Genomic DNA, 15,467 nt, shown 5'->3' on the forward strand with positions numbered 1-15,467 from the left:
TCCTCCTCTCGGTAAGCAGAACCCCCAACCGCCACGATGCGTGCCTGTGGGATTGGGGGCGCCTGCCAGGCTCACCTGTTATTTGCTTGCATCCACAAGCTTGGCGATATTGGCTTCGTACTGCTGCTTCACCTTGTCGACCGCCGTAGCCGGCGACACCTTGCCGGTCGTGATGTCCTTGACCACGCCCTCGAACAGCTTCTCGCCGTCCGGAATCGCGTAGTAGGAAATGTACTTGATGCTGTCCGCCATCTGGATGCGGGTATCGAGCGATTCCGCTGAAGGATATGCTGTCTCCCAGCCTTGGCGGGACAGATCGCGTCCTTCCTGGTGAAGGGAAATCTCATCGAACATTTTCACGGCCACTTCCGCGTTCTTGGAATATTTCGCGGCCATGTACATGTTGCCGAACGGCGTATAGGATACGTATTTGTCGGCTTTCGGACCTTTCGGGAAAAACACGTAGCCGATCTCCTGGCCCTTCATATTGTCGATAAGCCCGCTGAGCTCCCAGCTGAAGCCGCCGTACAGCACGCCTTTGCCGGCGATGAACTCCTTGCTTGCGTCCTCGGGAACCGGCTGCATGATCGACTTGTCGACGTTGTACAGATCGGATACGTATTGCAGCGCCTGGATCGCATTTTCGCTGTTCAGCGAGAACTTGATGTCGCCGCCGGCGTCTTTGTCGACGGCCGCGTTGTTCGTGTACAGGAACTGCTCCGTGAGGGCTTTAACCTTGCCATAAGCGCCAGCTACGCCGAATACATCCGTTTTGCCGTCGCCGTTCGTATCCTTGGTCGCGCCTTTTACATACTCGCGGAATTTATCCCACGTCCATGCGCCGCTTTTTTGCAGCTCGTACGGATCCTCCAGGCCAAGCTTCTGCACGAGCGTTTTATTATAGAAGAAGCCGTACGGAGAAGGCGCGGAGTCGACCATGCCGTATTGCTGCCCCTTGTAGCTGCCGCCGTCCCTCATCCAGTCGATGTATTTCTTGTCGCTGACGTCGATCCATTGATCGATGGGCTGAATAAAGCCTTTGTTGACGAGCGTCGGGAATGCCCAGAACAGCTCCATGACGACTATGTCTGCAAAAGGCTGGCCGGCCAGAGAAGTCGTCGTGAAGTTCTCCACATACTTGCCGTAGTCGCCGAACTTGACGAATTCGATCTTGCCGTTGTACTTTTTCTCGACTTCCTCGATCTTCTTGATCTGCAGGTCGACCGCAGGGGTTCGTTCGGCTTCGGCCACCGTCCGGGGATCAGCTCCGTCCCACCAGACGCCGATTTTCACGGTCTGCCCGCCCAGATCGGCCGCGGCCGGCTCGGGCTCGGGAGACGCATTGTTGACCGCCGGCTCAGAGGCATTGCCGGCTGCTCCGGAATTGACGGCAGGTTCGTTCGAAGCTCCATTGTTGCCTGCGTTGGCTGCCTCATTCGTTCCATTGCCGCTGCAGCCGGAGAGCACGAGCGTTAGAGCAGCCGCAGTGAGAAAAGATGATTTAAGCGCTTTCATTTTTAAACCCCTCCATGATCTCGAAATGGTTTGAAAGTATCGTACCTGCAAGCAGCTGCCATGCTGCTTGCCCGGTAAAGCTCTCCTCCGCCTCCCAACGCAGGAATCTTCTGTCTCATTAATTAGATATACCATATCATTTGAAGCATGAGCCCATTATATATTTAGTGTATGAATTTGTAAATATAGAATATATCATTTTAAAAAATATTCAACTGTGGATATAACCCGTTTTGATATATCCTTTCGATCGAAGGAGATTTTAGGCGAATCCATGCCAATTCCAAGCGCATCCTTGCCAAACTAAGCGAACCCGTGCCAATCCAAGGCGAAGGCAAATCCATGCAAAAAAAGCCCGGACAGCCGCCTCATGCGGCTGTCTGGGCCTACCTGTCGAATTCGGTGATCATGGCATCGAGTGAACCTCCGCTTGATCGCTCGGCTCCATCCGGTCTCCGATGGATTGGCGCTCGATCAACGTGACCGGAACCTTTACTTGGCGGGTTTCCGCGTTTCCTTTTTCGATCTGTTCCATGATCAGCTCGGCCGCCTGCCGGCCAAGCGTGTAGTAATCCTGCGCCAAGGTCGAGAGCGGCACTTCGAGATGCTTCGTGAAGTCGGCGTCGTCGAACCCGATGATCGATAGCATCTCCGGGATGCGGATTCCCGCCTCCGCTGCGCTTTTGAGCAGCTCGACCGCCAGATAGTCATGCTCGGCCTGGATAGCCGTAGCCTGCCCATCCAGCAGCTTCTGCAGAAGCGATTGGTAGAATTCCTTTGCGTTGTGCTCCGTGACATCGCGGTAGAAGTCGGTGTAGACAAGCTCCGGGTCGATCGGGATCCGATTCTCCTTGAGCGCCTGGCAGTACCCCATATAACGGTCGCGCACCGAACTGCGGTATTCGATGCCGATGCTCGACACGAAGGCGATCCGCCGATGCCCGAGCCCGATGAGCCTCGACGCCGCATCATAACCGCCCTGGAAGTTGTCGGACACGACGCTGCTCACCGACAGATTGTCGTAATATTGGTCCACCGTCACGATGGGATAATTGTTGCTGCTCAGCGCGTGGACGATTTCAACGTTGCCGATCGTGCTGATCGGATACAGGATCACGCCCGTCATCCCGCTTTTCTGCAGCTTGATGAGCAGCTCCTTCTCCTTGTCCTTGCTCCAGTTGCTGTTGTGAATGCTCAAAAAGTACCCCTTGGCATCCAGGCAATCGCTCGCTCCCTTGATGTAAGCCAGCTCGTTGGTCGCCATATAAGGGAGGACCATGGCAATGATCGGGCTCGAGCTTTGAATGCCTGCATAGCTCGCCGGCCCTTCCTGCTGCTTGACGTAGCTGCCGCTTCCGCGCTTGCGGTAGATGAGTCCCTCCCGCTCCAGCTCGATCAGCGCGCGCTTGGAGGTGATACGGCTGACCCCGTATTGGTCCGCGAGATCCACCTCCGTAGGCAGCTGCGTTTCCGGTTCGTATTCGCCGCCCTGGATCTTCCCTTTCAGTTCTTCCAATATTTTCATATATAGCGGTTTGTTGGTCGATGTCACGCCGTTCACTTCTCTCCGTTGCATTTTCATCTGATTCTTTGGTCATACCTAGTTCTGAAGTATAGTTTAAATTAAATATACCTTTTTATCAACTGCCGGGATGACAAGAGGGCTGTCCATGATCTATCATAGACCATAGATTTCCATCTTCCCCATAAGCGGTTATATCCAATGAGGAGCGTGATTGTCATCGGAAGCGCGGTACCGGAGCCTCACATTCCCGTATATGCTCCCAGGCGGTATCTATGCCGCCGGGCGATTCATCCTGCAGGCGAGCTCGACGGCCGACTGGACAAGCCGTTCTGGAACGCGGCCGAATGGAGCGGCGATTTCGTCGATATCGCGAGCGACATTGTCCCGTCCAAACGAACGAGAGTCAAAATGCTTTGGGACGACCATTTCTTTTACTTCGGCGCCGAGCTTGAGGACGATGAGATCTGGGCGACGCTGACCGAGCGGGACTCCGTCATTTTCCATGACAACGATTTTGAAATCTTTATCGATCCCGACGGAGATACCCACCGCTACTACGAGTTTGAAATGAACGCCATGAACACGGTCTGGGACCTGCTGCTGGTCAAGCCTTACCGGGACGGAGGGCCGCCCGTGAACGGCTGGGATATCCGCGGCCTGCAGTCAGCCGTCCACATCGACGGCCGTCTCAACGATCCTTCCGCTCCGAACCGGTCCTGGAGCGTGGAAGTAGCGATGCCGTGGGAAGCGTTGAAGGAATGCGCCCATGGCGGACGTCCCCCTCTTCCCGGCGAGTTTTGGAGGGTCAACTTTTCCCGAGTGCAGTGGCAGGTCGACACGGTCGACGGGAGTTATGTGAAGAGAACCGATCCTGCCACCGGCCGGCCCTATCCGGAGGACAACTGGGTCTGGTCGCCGATGGGAATCGTCAACATGCATTATCCCGAGCTGTGGGGGTATGTCTTTTTCGGCGACGAGACACCAGGGGAGGTTTTGCCTGAGCTGCCGGAGGATGAGCATCGGAAATGGGAGCTTAGGCGGCTGTATTATCGCCAGCGCCGCTTCTTCGCTGAGCACGGACGGTTCGCGGCCGGGGCGCGGGAGCTGGAGCAGCTGCAACAAGGAGAGCTGGTGATGGAGCTCGAAATGCAGCGGCATGAAGAGCTTGGACGAGAGTCCGCTAAGACTCCCCTCCGAGAGCTTGTAGGGGATTCCATTCGGGTACCGCTCGATGAGCTCGTTCTGGAGACAACCGCACGCATGTTCCTCGCCTCCCTTCCCTCCTCGGATGGAGATGCCCGGCTATATATCGACCACGAAGGTAAAGTATGGAAGGAGTGAATGGCTTGAACGGACAAATGAGACCCCTTAGGATGGACGATCTGGAACTGATGGAAGTGATCGAAGAGAAGCTGGCCTACAAGCGCCAGTTGGGCGCAGCCAGGGAGACCGAGCTTTTCGGCGTTTTCAGCCAGCTACTTACTGATGACGAGCTGCTCGCACTCAAATATTTGTATGCCTATATGCCGCTCAACGATATGGCCGATTATGACGGCGAGCTGTTTCTTGCCCATGTCAGGCATGCCCTGCATGTTCGGAATACGGTACCATGGGGAGAGCGTATTCCCGACTCGCTGTTTTTCCATTTCGTCCTGCCATACCGAGTGAACAACGAAAATATTGAGGCGGCGGGTCCTTTATTGTTCGCCGATATTTATCCGCGCGTTGAGCATATGTCGATGTACGATGCCATTCTGGAAACGAACCACTGGTGCCATGAGAAAGCCAACTATGCCGGCAACGATATCCGCACTGTGTCCCCTCTCACGCTTATGCGTACCGCGCTCGGCCGCTGCGGCGAACAGTCGACGCTTGCCGTCGCCGCGCTGCGGAGCATCGGCATCCCGGCCCGACAGGTGTATACGCCGCGTTGGGCACACTGCGATTCGAACCATGCCTGGGTTGAAGCCTGGGCCGACGGGACTTGGCGCTTCCTCGGAGCCTGCGAGCCGGATCCCGTGCTCGACCAAGGCTGGTTCCGCCAGCCAGCCCGCAGAGCTATGCTCGTCCATACCCGGACCGCAGTGAACTATCCGGGTCCGGAGGAAGTTACGCTTGCCCGGCCGTGGTACTCGGAGCTGAACCTGCTGCACAATTATGCGGCCACCGGCAAGCTCGCCATTTCCGTTGTCGACGAGAACTTCGATCCGGCCATTGCCAAAGTGGAGCTGCAGCTTTACAACCAGGCCGAGCTTTATACGATCGTCCCGATGCAGACGGATGAATTCGGCCGGCTGTCGGTTACGCTGGGCCTTGGCGATGTGTTCATATGGGCGAGCGGCAGCTGCGGCTGGGGACAGGCCAAATTCCGAATGGAGGAGACGAAAGAGGTTCTGATCCGGCTGTCGTCTCGTATGCTTTCGGGTACGACGCAAGAGCTTGACATGGTGCCGCCGCCGGAGCTGCCCGACTTCGAGGGCAAGCCTGTCTCGGATGACATGAGGACAATCCATGAAGCCAGAATCAAGCAAGAAGCTGCGATCCGGGCCGCTTATGAGGGAACGTTCTTGAATGAGCAGGATGCCGCTTCCCTTGCAGCCGAGTGCGGACTGCCGGCGGAACGCGTCTGGAGCGTGCTGCGCCCCGCACGCGGCAACAGCCATGAGATCGCTGCGTTTCTCCGCGAACAGACGCCTGCTTACGGCGAATGGCCTCTTCGTCTGCTCGAGGCGATGAGAGAGAAGGATATGACCGATACGTTCCGCCCAGTGCTGGAAGACCATCTGATCCATTCCCTGCCGCTGCAGGGACAATGGGATGATTCCACGTTCGCCTCCTACATCCTGAACCCGCGCGTCGATTTCGAGATGATTGCTTCTTATCGGTCCTTCTTCCGCCAGAAAATCAGCAGCCAGGACTTGTCGAGGTATGCAGATGATCCTCAACAGCTTGCCGCGTGGATCGGCGGCGAGTTCGAGCTTATCGACGACCTGACGCATTACAAGGGATCCGCCACTCCAGCCGGCAGCTGCAAGCTGATGAAGGGCGACCGGCAGTCACGCGACATTCTCTTTGTCGCTGCTGCCCGCAGCTGCGGCATTCCCGCCCGCCTGGAGCCAAGCGACAAGCGTCCCCAATTTCTAAGCGGCGGGGATTGGATCGATGCCCGGTTTGGAAGCGACAATGAGGCCGAGCCTCAGGATTCATCGGCCAAAGGTACTGTATCCTGGATCCGAGACGTCGACTCCGGCGAACAAGCGGCCTATTTCTTGAATTTCTCGTTGGCCAGATGGGAGAACGGCGTCTATCGGACGCTGACCTACGAGTTCGGAAAAACGGACGTGTTCAACGAACCGTTCGAGCTGCAAGCCGGACATTACCGGCTTACGACCGGCGTCCGGCTCGAGGACGGCACGACGCTCGTCCGCCTGCATCATTTCGAGCTGGCCCCTGCGGAGCATCTAGAGATTCCGCTTGTATTCAGACAGGCGCAGAAGGAAATATCCGATCTGGGGGCGGCCGATTTGCAAGCCTTCCCGGGTCTTGGCGGAGATGCAGGAATTCTTCTCGCGTGGCTGGAGCCGGATCGCGAGCCTTCCAAGCATCTGCTCCGGGAGCTGCGCGAGATGAAGGATCAATGGGAAGCGAGCGGCGTTGCGATTGCCTGCCTGATCGGGGAAGAGAAATGGGAAGCCTCCTCGGGGCTTTTGGGCGACGATTCGCTGCCCTCGACGATTACGTTCCTCAAGCAGACTGTAACTCCGAACGGGATCGCAGATAAAGATGGAGCGGAAGAAAGCGCCGCGCTGCCAGCGGTTTACGCGATAGATGGGAACCAGCGCATCCGTTACCGCTCTTACGGGTATAGGCTTGGCATCTCCAAGCTGGCCTTCCAGGCGCTTCAGCAGACTCCAGCAGAAGCTTAACCAAGCCTATCGAGGTTCGAGGCTGCTTCCAGCGCAAATCTTTTGCTGGAGCAGCCTTTTTGGCCTGTCCGAATAGAACCATTCTCCGACATTGCAATGGGTTCGAGAACAAAGTTGTCATCTTTTCCATGCCGGGAAGTCAATGTACGGAGGGGCCACCTGGGCAATCTGTGTTTGAAGATGCAAGACCCCGGATTGGCATTCCAAGCGAATCTCGGAGTAAACGGACCGCTTTTACCATTTGGACAGAAAAACTCCCCATTCTGCTGATGCAGCAAACATGGGGAGTTCATACAATCAATTTATAAGGTTGTGCACGGCATTGATTACGGCTGCCGGTTTATATTTTAAACTTTCCAAGTGTCCTCTGCAGTTCATCTGACACTTCCGACAAGGAAGCTGAGGATGAAGTAATTTGCTCTATCGCCACCAGCTGTTCTGATGTAGAAGCGGCCACCTGATGAGAATTTGAGCTGGTGACTTTAGCAATTTGGGCGATTTCTGTGACAGAAGCCGTTATCTGCTCCACACCCGCTGACATCTGCTCGGCGGTTGCCGCCATTTCTTCGATCTGCTCTGCAATTCGCCCGTTTGAATTCACGATCCCGATAAAACTGCGTTCGGTTTCATTCGTAAGATGAAGTCCTGTCTCTACTTCATGTATCACTTGAGTCATCGCTTGAATAGAATGCCTCATGTCGCTTTCAATTTCATTAACCAAATCAGCAATACGATCCGACGATTGTCCGGATTGTTCCGCCAACTTTCTGACCTCGGAAGCTACAATTGCGAATCCCCGGCCGTGTTCTCCTGCCCTGGCAGCCTCAATACTGGCATTTAATGCCAGCAGGTTGGTTTGAACTGAAATGCCGCTGATAATCTCAACAACGCCCGTAATCTCCCTTGATTTCTCTTCAAGCAATTTGATCACAGCATCGGTTTCCTGAACGGATTGATGAATATTTGCCATTTGCCCGACCGTTTTATGAACGAGCTCTTCACCTGTTTCCGCTTGCTGTTTGGAAAACACAGCAGCCTCCGAAATATCTGCCGCACTCACGGCGATCTTTTGTACTCCCACCGCAACTTCTTCCATGGCACTTAAGTTTTCTGCCGTGCTTTGCGTCTGACTTTCTGCTCCGGCCGCCACCTGTTCAATGGACGAAACGATTTGCTTCGATTCTTTGGTGGTCTGCTCTGCAATGGTCATCAGCTGATCGGTAGAAGAAGCAACTTTCTTCGAGGCAGTCAGTCCTTGCTGTATAAGCTCCCTCAAGCTTTCTCTCATATGGTTAAAGCTGGTGCTGAGCTGACCGATCTCATCGTTGGTTCTGTCCGTAATCGTGATGGTGAAATCGCCAGACCCGGCGCCTTGCATCGCTTTAGCTATCCGGACAATTCTAGTTTTCACTTTTCGTATGTATAACACAATAATTAAAACGACGATCACAATGGAAACTGCAAAAACAACGTAAAAGCTGTTCATAACCGACTTAACGATATCTTGTATCAATTTTTGAGAGGCGCCTACATAGAAAATTCCGATAATCTCACCTTTTTGATTTTTGATCGGTTCATAGGCCGCTTGATATTTTTGTCCTACCACTACCGCTTCGCCGAAATATTTTTGACCCTGTTTTAAAACGACATCCCCTACTTGCTGGGAAACCGTGGTTCCAACGGCCCTTTTCCCTTCTTTCATGACGTTGGTAGCAATTCGCTTATCCGCTTGGAAAATCGTTACCGTATCTCCCGTCATGTTTCCGATCTCATCGACCAAATCGAAATTTTCGTTCAACTTTGTATTGCCCTTATAAAGCTGACCGTCTTTCACTTGCCAGTCACCGGGATATTTATGCTCAACGAAGCCATGCGCCAATTCAAGATCACTTTTGGCTTTCTCCGTTGCGAAAGTTTTAATCCCTTTCTGCACCTCACCAATCACGTCATAAGCTATGACTGCCGAAAATGCCAACAAAATACCGATTACGATTAGACTTATTTTGGTTCCGATACTCATGTTTCTCATAAACTAGCAATTCCCCTCTTCTGATCATATTATTTTATATATCGGTAAAAACACGTATGCCGATAAGTCTATTTCGGGTTTTTAGGGTTTTTTAGGGTTTTTTTAGGTTTATTGAGAGTCCCTTGCGGAAGCTTTCTCGATCCACAAGATAAAGAACTGTACGAGTTGGGGGTCAAACTGAGTGCCTGCATGTTCTCTCAACTCGTGTGCGGCTTGTCGCAGAGAGCATGAAACCTTCGCTTTAAATTTTCCTTGGCGGCAAGATATAGCTTGTTTTGAAGTTCTTGAGCTATTACTTTGGCGTAGTTAGCAGGGTTAACTGAATTCACTCCCTCTTACCTCCTCCACTTGCTTGAACAAAGCAGGGGTTCTTCCCTCCATGAGGTTTTGTTGTCCTCACTTCATCGGTAATACAACCCCCTCCGACTCCCTTTCCGCAGCTCGCCACTTCACCTTTCGGGTTTATAGGTTCGCTCTTTACGAAATAAAAATCTTGTGCGGGGGAGGGTCTCCCTAGTTCCAAACACAACTTTCACAACATGCCGCTCCCTATATGTCGGAGAGTTCTTCTGCGCTGCACTTCCAAGGGCATCACGCATTCCATGGTCTTCACCCATTTTCTCGGGGCTCGACTCTCTCTTGTCCTTTTCAGGTTCTTTTTGACTGCGCGGCAGGATTCCCTTGATGTTACGGCCTATTGTTTTGCTCGCACTCCTCTCGGAGTTACTTTGTCAGAGGGCCTCAACCTTAGGATCTCTCCACCAGCTGCCTGTCAGCTACGAGGCGACTTGTCTCTTACCTCGATCAGACTTACACCGACTAGTTGTGCTAGCCTGGCTAGGCGTGAAAAAAATAAAAACCCAAGCGTTTGTCCGCTTGGGGCACAAATTATAGTACATTCGGGTAAATGCGGCTCCGAATACTATGCTCTCACGAGCAACACACAGCACTCAACATGTGTCGAGTGCTTATTATTGATTTTTGACCAAAAGAAAAACCACCTTATACGCTTATCCGATTGGAATTCCTCACCTTATGTGTTTCACCTTTCATTCCAAACAACATTCTGAATATGTCTAATTTCTTAATAATCACATGATATAAAAAGAAGATTATCATGAACGTCGCCGATGCTAAAAATAAGATTTTTAGCGCAACCGACCAATCCAATGTATAAATCAGAAAGCCCAGCGCGACGATGACCGGCTGATGCAGCACATAGAGTGGCATGGACGCCTCACTCGTATATTGTAAAAAACGATTAGACCCCGTCAAATAGCGATCCGCCAAATAAAAAATGAAAAATAATATAAACCAAACATTCAACACCCGTAACAGTGAGAAGAGCAGTGAAGTGATCGACCCGTTCTGAGGTATGTCAAAAACAAGCACCCATCCCATAAATACGATCGTACTGGTTAGCGAAATTGCCCCTGTCCACATGCCCGTTTTCCTTACAAATACGATAAAATTCAGATCCGAGAAAACGAAATAGCCATACAGAAAAATCACCAAATAAAAAATTATTCCCCATCCGCCCAAGTTGGCGATATCATTTAAAATCATGCCTAGAACGAGCAACGGCAGCAGTAAGAACACAAACCTTGTCGCACTGAATTGCTTTTGAGGGTTAGTTTCTCGTTTCCTCACAAATAAAGGCACCGATATGATCGAAAAAGTAAGCAAAACAAACAAAAACCAAAGATGAAGACCGAAAAACGGGAAGTTCCCTTGTCCACCAATATCGAGATATACTCCGTCGAAGTAGTGAGGAAAAAACTGCCAGAACGACCCGGTAAATTGGTTGTGGCTCACTCGCTCCATATAAACCTGAGGTGGACATAGAATAAATACACCAAACAATAGTGGCAAGCCGAGACGTAGCAAGCGTTCCTTAATAAAATTGGATGCACTCCTTTTTTGCAAGGCATAATAGGCGCTAATCCCTGATACCGCAAAGAAAATCGGCATCATCCAATTCCCGACCAAAAGCGTGTAGGCGTATATATAAGTCGAGTTAAGCTCATTATTTTTCAGGTGCCAAGGTAACGGATTAAAAAACATTGAACAATGATACAAAATAACGATGAGCGTTACCAGCACCCGGATCCAATCTAAATCATTGCGTCTGCTAAATTGTGTTTTGATATTCAATTCCCCCAATAATATATGAGCAAGATATTACCACTGCTTATCTATTGATTTAGAACCATCAATATTTGAAACTCCACATGCGTGGAATTTGAAAACATATTAATCAAAATAAAAAAAACGACATCTCTGCCGTTTGTGTTTAAAGTATTGGTGGAGCCTAGGGGGATCGAACCCCTGACCTCATCGCTGCCAGCGATGCGCTCTCCCAGCTGAGCTAAGGCCCCTTATGATCGGTCTCGACTATGTATTTGTTCTCCATTCCCTCAAACAAACCAGTACCGCGACAAGAAAGATCATACCATGGGAATATTATAAGTGTCAACTGTTAATTAAAAAAATTGACCATGCTTTCAGTCAGGTTTATCTGAAATAGCAGGATCGACTAATATCCCAACTGATCAGTCTCCATATGCAGACGATTGTCGACAGCTACGCCAAGCTGCAGGATGCCGACATGACGGCTCTTCAGTACTCCATCCTGCAGACGCTCGCCCATGAGGGCAGCAAACCTCTTCCGAGCTGGCAGCCATGCTTGCGTGACCCCGTCGGCCGTGACGAACCTGAGCGGCAAGCTCGTAGACATAGGCTACATCGATCGCGTCTTCAGCAAAGAAGACCGGCGACAAGTGAATCTTCGCATTACGCAAGTCGGTCATGCGGCCGAGCAAAGACTTATAGCCCGATTCATGCAGCTGACCGAGGGGTTGTGGACCGAATTTTCATCCGGGGAAATGGATCTCCTGATCCAATCGTATGAAGAAATTTATCACCCACCTCCATAAGCGAATCCAAGAAACCTAAACCGTCGCCAAGGAAGACAGATTGTCATCACCGACCTCCAGGAAGAAAAAATCCAGGAAGTTGTAAAGGAAATCGAAGCCCTCGGCGGAGACGCGCTGGGCCTCAAGCATAATGTTGCCTCCGAAGAGGACCGGGTATCCGTCGTCGTCTCTGCGATCGCCAAGTTCGGCCAGAAAAATGTCCTCGTCAACAACGCCGGCATCTCCGACGCAGTTCCATTCATGGATCAGAGCGTTGAGTGCTGGGAGCGCATGATGACGGTCAACGTCACGAGCATCTTCCTTGGCCAGAAATATGTAATTCCTCATATGATCGAAGCAGGAGGCGGCTCCATCGAAACGCCGATGACCGTCGATCTGATGAAGGACGAGCAGATGGTTCAATGGTTTCTGATGCAGACTCCGCTGCCTGCCTCGGCAAGCCGGAAGACATCGCGCAAGGCGTTCTGTTCCTTGCTTTGACCCATGCAAAAGACCTTCGCTGCAAGCAGCGAAGGTCTTTTCATCTGCCGGAAAATCAAGCATCCGCCGGATTTTTGGACAGCAGGCTGGACAGCTCCTTCATGAACATGTCGATGTCCTTGAACTGCCGGTACACCGATGCGAAGCGCACATAGGCGACTTCGTCGACCGGATACAGCTGCTGCATGAGGATCTCGCCGATATCGCGGCTCTCGACTTCCGCCTGGGCGGTCGTGCGGATTTCCTTCTCGACCTCGGAGACGATCTCCTCCAGCCTCTCGGCAGGGACGGGACGCTTCTCGCAGGCACGGATAAGCCCGCGCAGGATCTTGTCCCGGCTGAACTCCTCCCGGCTTCCATCCTTCTTGATGACGATCAGAGGGGTCTCCTCGATCATCTCGAAGGTCGTGAACCTGCGGCTGCAGCGCTCGCATTCGCGCCTTCTGCGGATGGACTTGTCCCCGTTGGCGGGACGGGAATCCAGCACCTTCGTTCCGGAATGCTCGCAATATGGGCATTTCATGGGGATTCCCTCCCTTGATTCGGTGTGATGGCCTTTTTTCATCTGAAATCCGCTCGGTTGCGGAATTGGTGGACTGTCGGACAAATTATTGCCGAGCTCGCCGTATGATCCGGCAAATTCCGCACATAATACTTTTACTAACAGCGAGGAGGTGAACAACAATGTCTAACAACAACAGCGGCAGCCGCAACCAACTGCTCGTGCCAAACGCAAACGCGGCACTGGATCAAATGAAATTCGAAGTTGCTCAAGAACTGGGTATCGCCATCCCGCAGGACGGCTACTACGGCAGCTTCACGACGCATGACGCAGGTTCCCTTGGCGGTTACATCACGAAACGCCTGGTAACGATCGGCGAGCAATCCCTGGCAGGTCAAACAAATACTATGGCCTGATATCGGAAAGCCCGGCAACGTCTCCTCGAAACGGGAGGCGTTCCGGGTTTTTTTTGCATTCAGCTGAGCCGGCCTGAAGCGCTTGACTCGCTGGCCATGTCGGGATACAAATCCCTATACTTATTATAATAATAATCGACACGTTGTACATAGTGGCGCGTCTCTCCATATGGAATGCTGCTCAGGTTTTTGAGCGTGCCGTCCCAAGTCCCGTTCTGCAGCCACTTGGACACTTTGCCGGGGCCGGCATTGTAGGCTGCGACCGCCGCGACCGAATTGCCCTTGAACTGCTGATGAAGGGAGTGTATGTACCAGGAGCCGGCCCGGATGCTGAGCTTCGTATCGGAGGTCACTCCCTCTGCGGTCAAAGCCTCGAGCTTGGCCGTCTCGATGATCCACTGGGCCGTATCGGGCATCAGCTGCATCACCCCCGCAGCTCCTTTCTTCGAGACCTTGCCGGTATGGAAATTCGATTCCACGCGGATGATGGCCGCGATGAGATACGGATCGACTTCATAATCGGAAGCGCCGGCCTGGATCTCTTCGACGAAAGAGATCGGATACATCATCCGGCCCATCCAGTCGGACTTGAGGAAAAGCAGGAGGACGAATCCCGTCAGCACGATCAGCAGCACCCTTTTCTTGGCCAGCCATCTCATGCCGGCACAAGCTCCGTCATCCATCGCCCGATCTGAGCGCGGGTATCCTCCAGGCTGCCGCTGTTGTCGATGACCCAGTCCCCTCGCCGCTTTTTCTCGTCCAGACTCATTTGCAGGCCGATTCGCCGCTCCGCTTCCGCCTGGTCCATGCCGTTTCTCTCCATGAGACGCTTGACCTGAAGCTCATGCGGCACATGAACGACCAGGACGCCGTCGTAAGCCTTGTCCTGTCCCGTTTCGTACAAGAGCGGGATATCCGCCACAATGAGCCTTCCGGGAGATTCAGCCTCGGCGCGGTCCATTTCTTCCTTCATTTGCGCGCGTATCGCCGGGTGCAGGATCGACTCGAGCTGCCTCAGCTTGTCCGGATCTCCGAATACGACCCGCCCCAAGGCGGCCCGATCGAGCATGCCGTCCGGGAGCAGCAGGCTGCGGCCAAAAGCCGCAACGATGTCGTCCAATGCCGGCGTTCCGGGCAGAACAACCTTCCGGGCCGCCTCGTCGGCATCCGATACGAAGGCTCCCGTTTCGCGCAGAAAGCGGGCTACGGTGCTCTTGCCGCTGGCGATTCCGCCTGTAAGTCCTATTCTCAAGAGATGCGAACCTCCTTTTTGCAGCCATAATTCCTCTTGTAAAGCCCAATATCCCTCCGCCGCGGGAGGGATAGGGAGATGTTACCATAGTTTGCCGAATCCGATCAGAAGCAGCAGGACGCCGGGCAGAAAGCTCAGCGCCTTCATCCGGTTGACTCCGGAGAACCGGAAGCCGAAGCGCAGTCCCCCCACCAGGAAAAGTCCGCTCGCCAGCATGATGCAGCATGCCGTGACCCAAGGTACGAGACCGACCATAGCGGCTCCGAGACCTGCGCCGAATGCATCCAGCGACAATGCAGAGCCGAGCAGAAGAGCTTCGCCCGCGCTTATGCTTCCCGAGCTGTCCATATCGGCGGCTTGCGGCGTCTTCAGAATCTGAATGACGAGGCCAAGCTTTTTGATTTCGAACGTAAGCACCGCGGCCGGCGGCAAGGGAGCCTCGTTCGAGCCGACCCCCGGCATCGCTGCCGGATCCGGATTGTCGCGGGCTGAGCTCACATCCGGCTTGGCTTTGTCCTCCTTGCCGCGCCGAAACTGCTGCACAAGGGTATAAGATCCGATCAGCACCAGGATGGCGGCCCCGATCAGCTTCGCCCCTTCGGGGGATACGAATCCGGAGAGCCAAGCCCCGACCTTCATGGCGAGCAGAATGACGATGCCCGAACAGCCCGTAATAATCAGCACGGACAGCATCGGGATGCGGATACGCCTCAGCCCGTATGTGACTCCTACGCCGAATCCATCCACGCTGACGGCAAATGACAAGAGCAACAGCGGCAGTATGTGGGCGAACACGTTCCAGCCCTACCTCCCTGCATTTGACTTAGGATCATCATATGCAAGGGATGGGCGTCTGTTCCTGTCGCTTCATCGTGCGCCGGGCGAC

The 15,467-nt window shown here is 53.2% G+C and carries 14 protein-coding genes and 1 tRNA gene; 5 read left to right on the forward strand and 10 right to left on the reverse strand.

Going from position 1 to position 15,467, the window contains the following annotated elements; genetic code table 11:
• Positions 1–78 precede the first annotated feature (78 nt).
• Complete coding sequence (locus ACLBWT_RS05680) at positions 79–1,515, reverse strand: ABC transporter substrate-binding protein (RefSeq protein ID WP_447662070.1); 1,437 nt, start codon at positions 1,513–1,515, stop codon at positions 79–81.
• Positions 1,516–1,921: 406 nt separating this feature from the next.
• Positions 1,922–3,091 carry a GntR family transcriptional regulator gene (locus ACLBWT_RS05685; protein WP_447662071.1) on the reverse strand — a complete coding sequence of 390 codons (1,170 nt, stop codon included), beginning with the start codon at positions 3,089–3,091 and terminating at the stop codon, positions 1,922–1,924.
• A gap of 147 nt (positions 3,092–3,238) precedes the next feature.
• On the opposite strand from ACLBWT_RS05685, the gene ACLBWT_RS05690 reads away from it, so the two are divergent.
• Both ACLBWT_RS05690 and ACLBWT_RS05695 read left to right on the forward strand, forming a co-directional pair.
• Complete coding sequence (locus ACLBWT_RS05690) at positions 3,239–4,381, forward strand: carbohydrate-binding family 9-like protein (RefSeq protein ID WP_447662072.1); 1,143 nt, start codon at positions 3,239–3,241, stop codon at positions 4,379–4,381.
• A 32-nt stretch (positions 4,382–4,413) separates the two neighbouring features.
• Positions 4,414–6,966, forward strand: coding sequence for a transglutaminase-like domain-containing protein (locus ACLBWT_RS05695; protein ID WP_447662073.1), 2,553 nt, complete (start codon positions 4,414–4,416; stop codon positions 6,964–6,966).
• 340 nt (positions 6,967–7,306) lie between these two features.
• On the opposite strand, the gene ACLBWT_RS05700 is transcribed toward ACLBWT_RS05695, so the two are convergent.
• From ACLBWT_RS05700 to ACLBWT_RS05715, 4 genes are all read right to left on the reverse strand, one after another.
• On the reverse strand, positions 7,307–8,995 hold the full coding sequence (locus ACLBWT_RS05700) for a methyl-accepting chemotaxis protein (RefSeq protein WP_447662074.1): 1,689 nt from the start codon (positions 8,993–8,995) through the stop codon (positions 7,307–7,309).
• 1,002 nt (positions 8,996–9,997) lie between these two features.
• Positions 9,998–11,149, reverse strand: coding sequence for an acyltransferase family protein (locus ACLBWT_RS05705; protein WP_447662075.1), 1,152 nt, complete (start codon positions 11,147–11,149; stop codon positions 9,998–10,000).
• 148 nt (positions 11,150–11,297) lie between these two features.
• Positions 11,298–11,373 (reverse strand) — tRNA-Ala (locus ACLBWT_RS05710).
• A 158-nt stretch (positions 11,374–11,531) separates the two neighbouring features.
• Positions 11,532–11,732: a hypothetical protein gene (locus tag ACLBWT_RS05715; RefSeq protein ID WP_447662269.1), complete on the reverse strand. Its 201-nt coding sequence runs from the start codon at positions 11,730–11,732 to the stop codon at positions 11,532–11,534.
• Between ACLBWT_RS05715 and ACLBWT_RS05720 the strand changes: the two genes are divergently transcribed.
• A complete protein-coding gene (locus ACLBWT_RS05720; RefSeq protein ID WP_447662076.1) occupies positions 11,644–11,931 on the forward strand; it encodes a MarR family transcriptional regulator in 288 nt (95 codons plus the stop codon). The genes ACLBWT_RS05715 and ACLBWT_RS05720 overlap by 89 nt on opposite strands.
• Before the next feature lie 69 nt (positions 11,932–12,000).
• Positions 12,001–12,411, forward strand: a complete 411-nt coding sequence (locus ACLBWT_RS05725; protein ID WP_447662258.1) for an SDR family NAD(P)-dependent oxidoreductase — start codon at positions 12,001–12,003, stop codon at positions 12,409–12,411.
• Positions 12,412–12,466: 55 nt separating this feature from the next.
• Here ACLBWT_RS05725 and nrdR read toward each other — a convergent pair whose 3' ends face one another.
• The gene (gene nrdR / locus ACLBWT_RS05730; protein WP_048745439.1) at positions 12,467–12,934 is read right to left on the reverse strand and encodes a transcriptional regulator NrdR; all 468 of its coding nucleotides are present in this window, start codon (positions 12,932–12,934) and stop codon (positions 12,467–12,469) included.
• Between the two features lie 161 nt (positions 12,935–13,095).
• Here nrdR and ACLBWT_RS05735 point away from each other — a divergent pair, with 161 nt between their 5' ends.
• On the forward strand, positions 13,096–13,329 hold the full coding sequence (locus ACLBWT_RS05735) for a small, acid-soluble spore protein, alpha/beta type (RefSeq protein WP_447662077.1): 234 nt from the start codon (positions 13,096–13,098) through the stop codon (positions 13,327–13,329).
• 59 nt (positions 13,330–13,388) lie between these two features.
• Here ACLBWT_RS05735 and ACLBWT_RS05740 read toward each other — a convergent pair whose 3' ends face one another.
• From ACLBWT_RS05740 to ACLBWT_RS05750, 3 genes are all read right to left on the reverse strand, one after another.
• Positions 13,389–13,988 carry a lytic transglycosylase domain-containing protein gene (locus ACLBWT_RS05740; protein WP_447662078.1) on the reverse strand — a complete coding sequence of 200 codons (600 nt, stop codon included), beginning with the start codon at positions 13,986–13,988 and terminating at the stop codon, positions 13,389–13,391.
• Positions 13,985–14,581, reverse strand: coding sequence for a dephospho-CoA kinase (coaE, locus tag ACLBWT_RS05745; RefSeq protein ID WP_447662079.1), 597 nt, complete (start codon positions 14,579–14,581; stop codon positions 13,985–13,987). Before coaE ends, ACLBWT_RS05740 begins: the two co-directional genes overlap by 4 nt.
• Before the next feature lie 81 nt (positions 14,582–14,662).
• Positions 14,663–15,376, reverse strand: a complete 714-nt coding sequence (locus ACLBWT_RS05750; RefSeq protein ID WP_447662080.1) for an MntP/YtaF family protein — start codon at positions 15,374–15,376, stop codon at positions 14,663–14,665.
• Positions 15,377–15,467: the final 91 nt, after the last annotated feature.

It is taken from the genome of Paenibacillus sp. D51F, assembly GCF_053345695.1.

Bases quoted from the DNA above. Each gene is read 5' to 3' on its own strand.
- ACLBWT_RS05720 (WP_447662076.1), top strand. From the start codon at position 11,644: ATGAGGGCAGCAAACCTCTTCCGAGCTGGCAGCCATGCTTGCGTGACC.
- ACLBWT_RS05740 (WP_447662078.1), bottom strand. From the start codon at position 13,988: ATGAGATGGCTGGCCAAGAAAAGGGTGCTGCTGATCGTGCTGACGGGA.
- ACLBWT_RS05735 (WP_447662077.1), top strand. From the start codon at position 13,096: ATGTCTAACAACAACAGCGGCAGCCGCAACCAACTGCTCGTGCCAAAC.
- nrdR (WP_048745439.1), bottom strand. From the start codon at position 12,934: ATGAAATGCCCATATTGCGAGCATTCCGGAACGAAGGTGCTGGATTCC.
- ACLBWT_RS05690 (WP_447662072.1), top strand. From the start codon at position 3,239: ATGAGGAGCGTGATTGTCATCGGAAGCGCGGTACCGGAGCCTCACATT.
- ACLBWT_RS05695 (WP_447662073.1), top strand. From the start codon at position 4,414: ATGGACGATCTGGAACTGATGGAAGTGATCGAAGAGAAGCTGGCCTAC.
- ACLBWT_RS05715 (WP_447662269.1), bottom strand. From the start codon at position 11,732: ATGTCTACGAGCTTGCCGCTCAGGTTCGTCACGGCCGACGGGGTCACG.
- ACLBWT_RS05680 (WP_447662070.1), bottom strand. From the start codon at position 1,515: ATGAAAGCGCTTAAATCATCTTTTCTCACTGCGGCTGCTCTAACGCTC.
- ACLBWT_RS05685 (WP_447662071.1), bottom strand. From the start codon at position 3,091: ATGCAACGGAGAGAAGTGAACGGCGTGACATCGACCAACAAACCGCTA.
- ACLBWT_RS05700 (WP_447662074.1), bottom strand. From the start codon at position 8,995: ATGAGAAACATGAGTATCGGAACCAAAATAAGTCTAATCGTAATCGGT.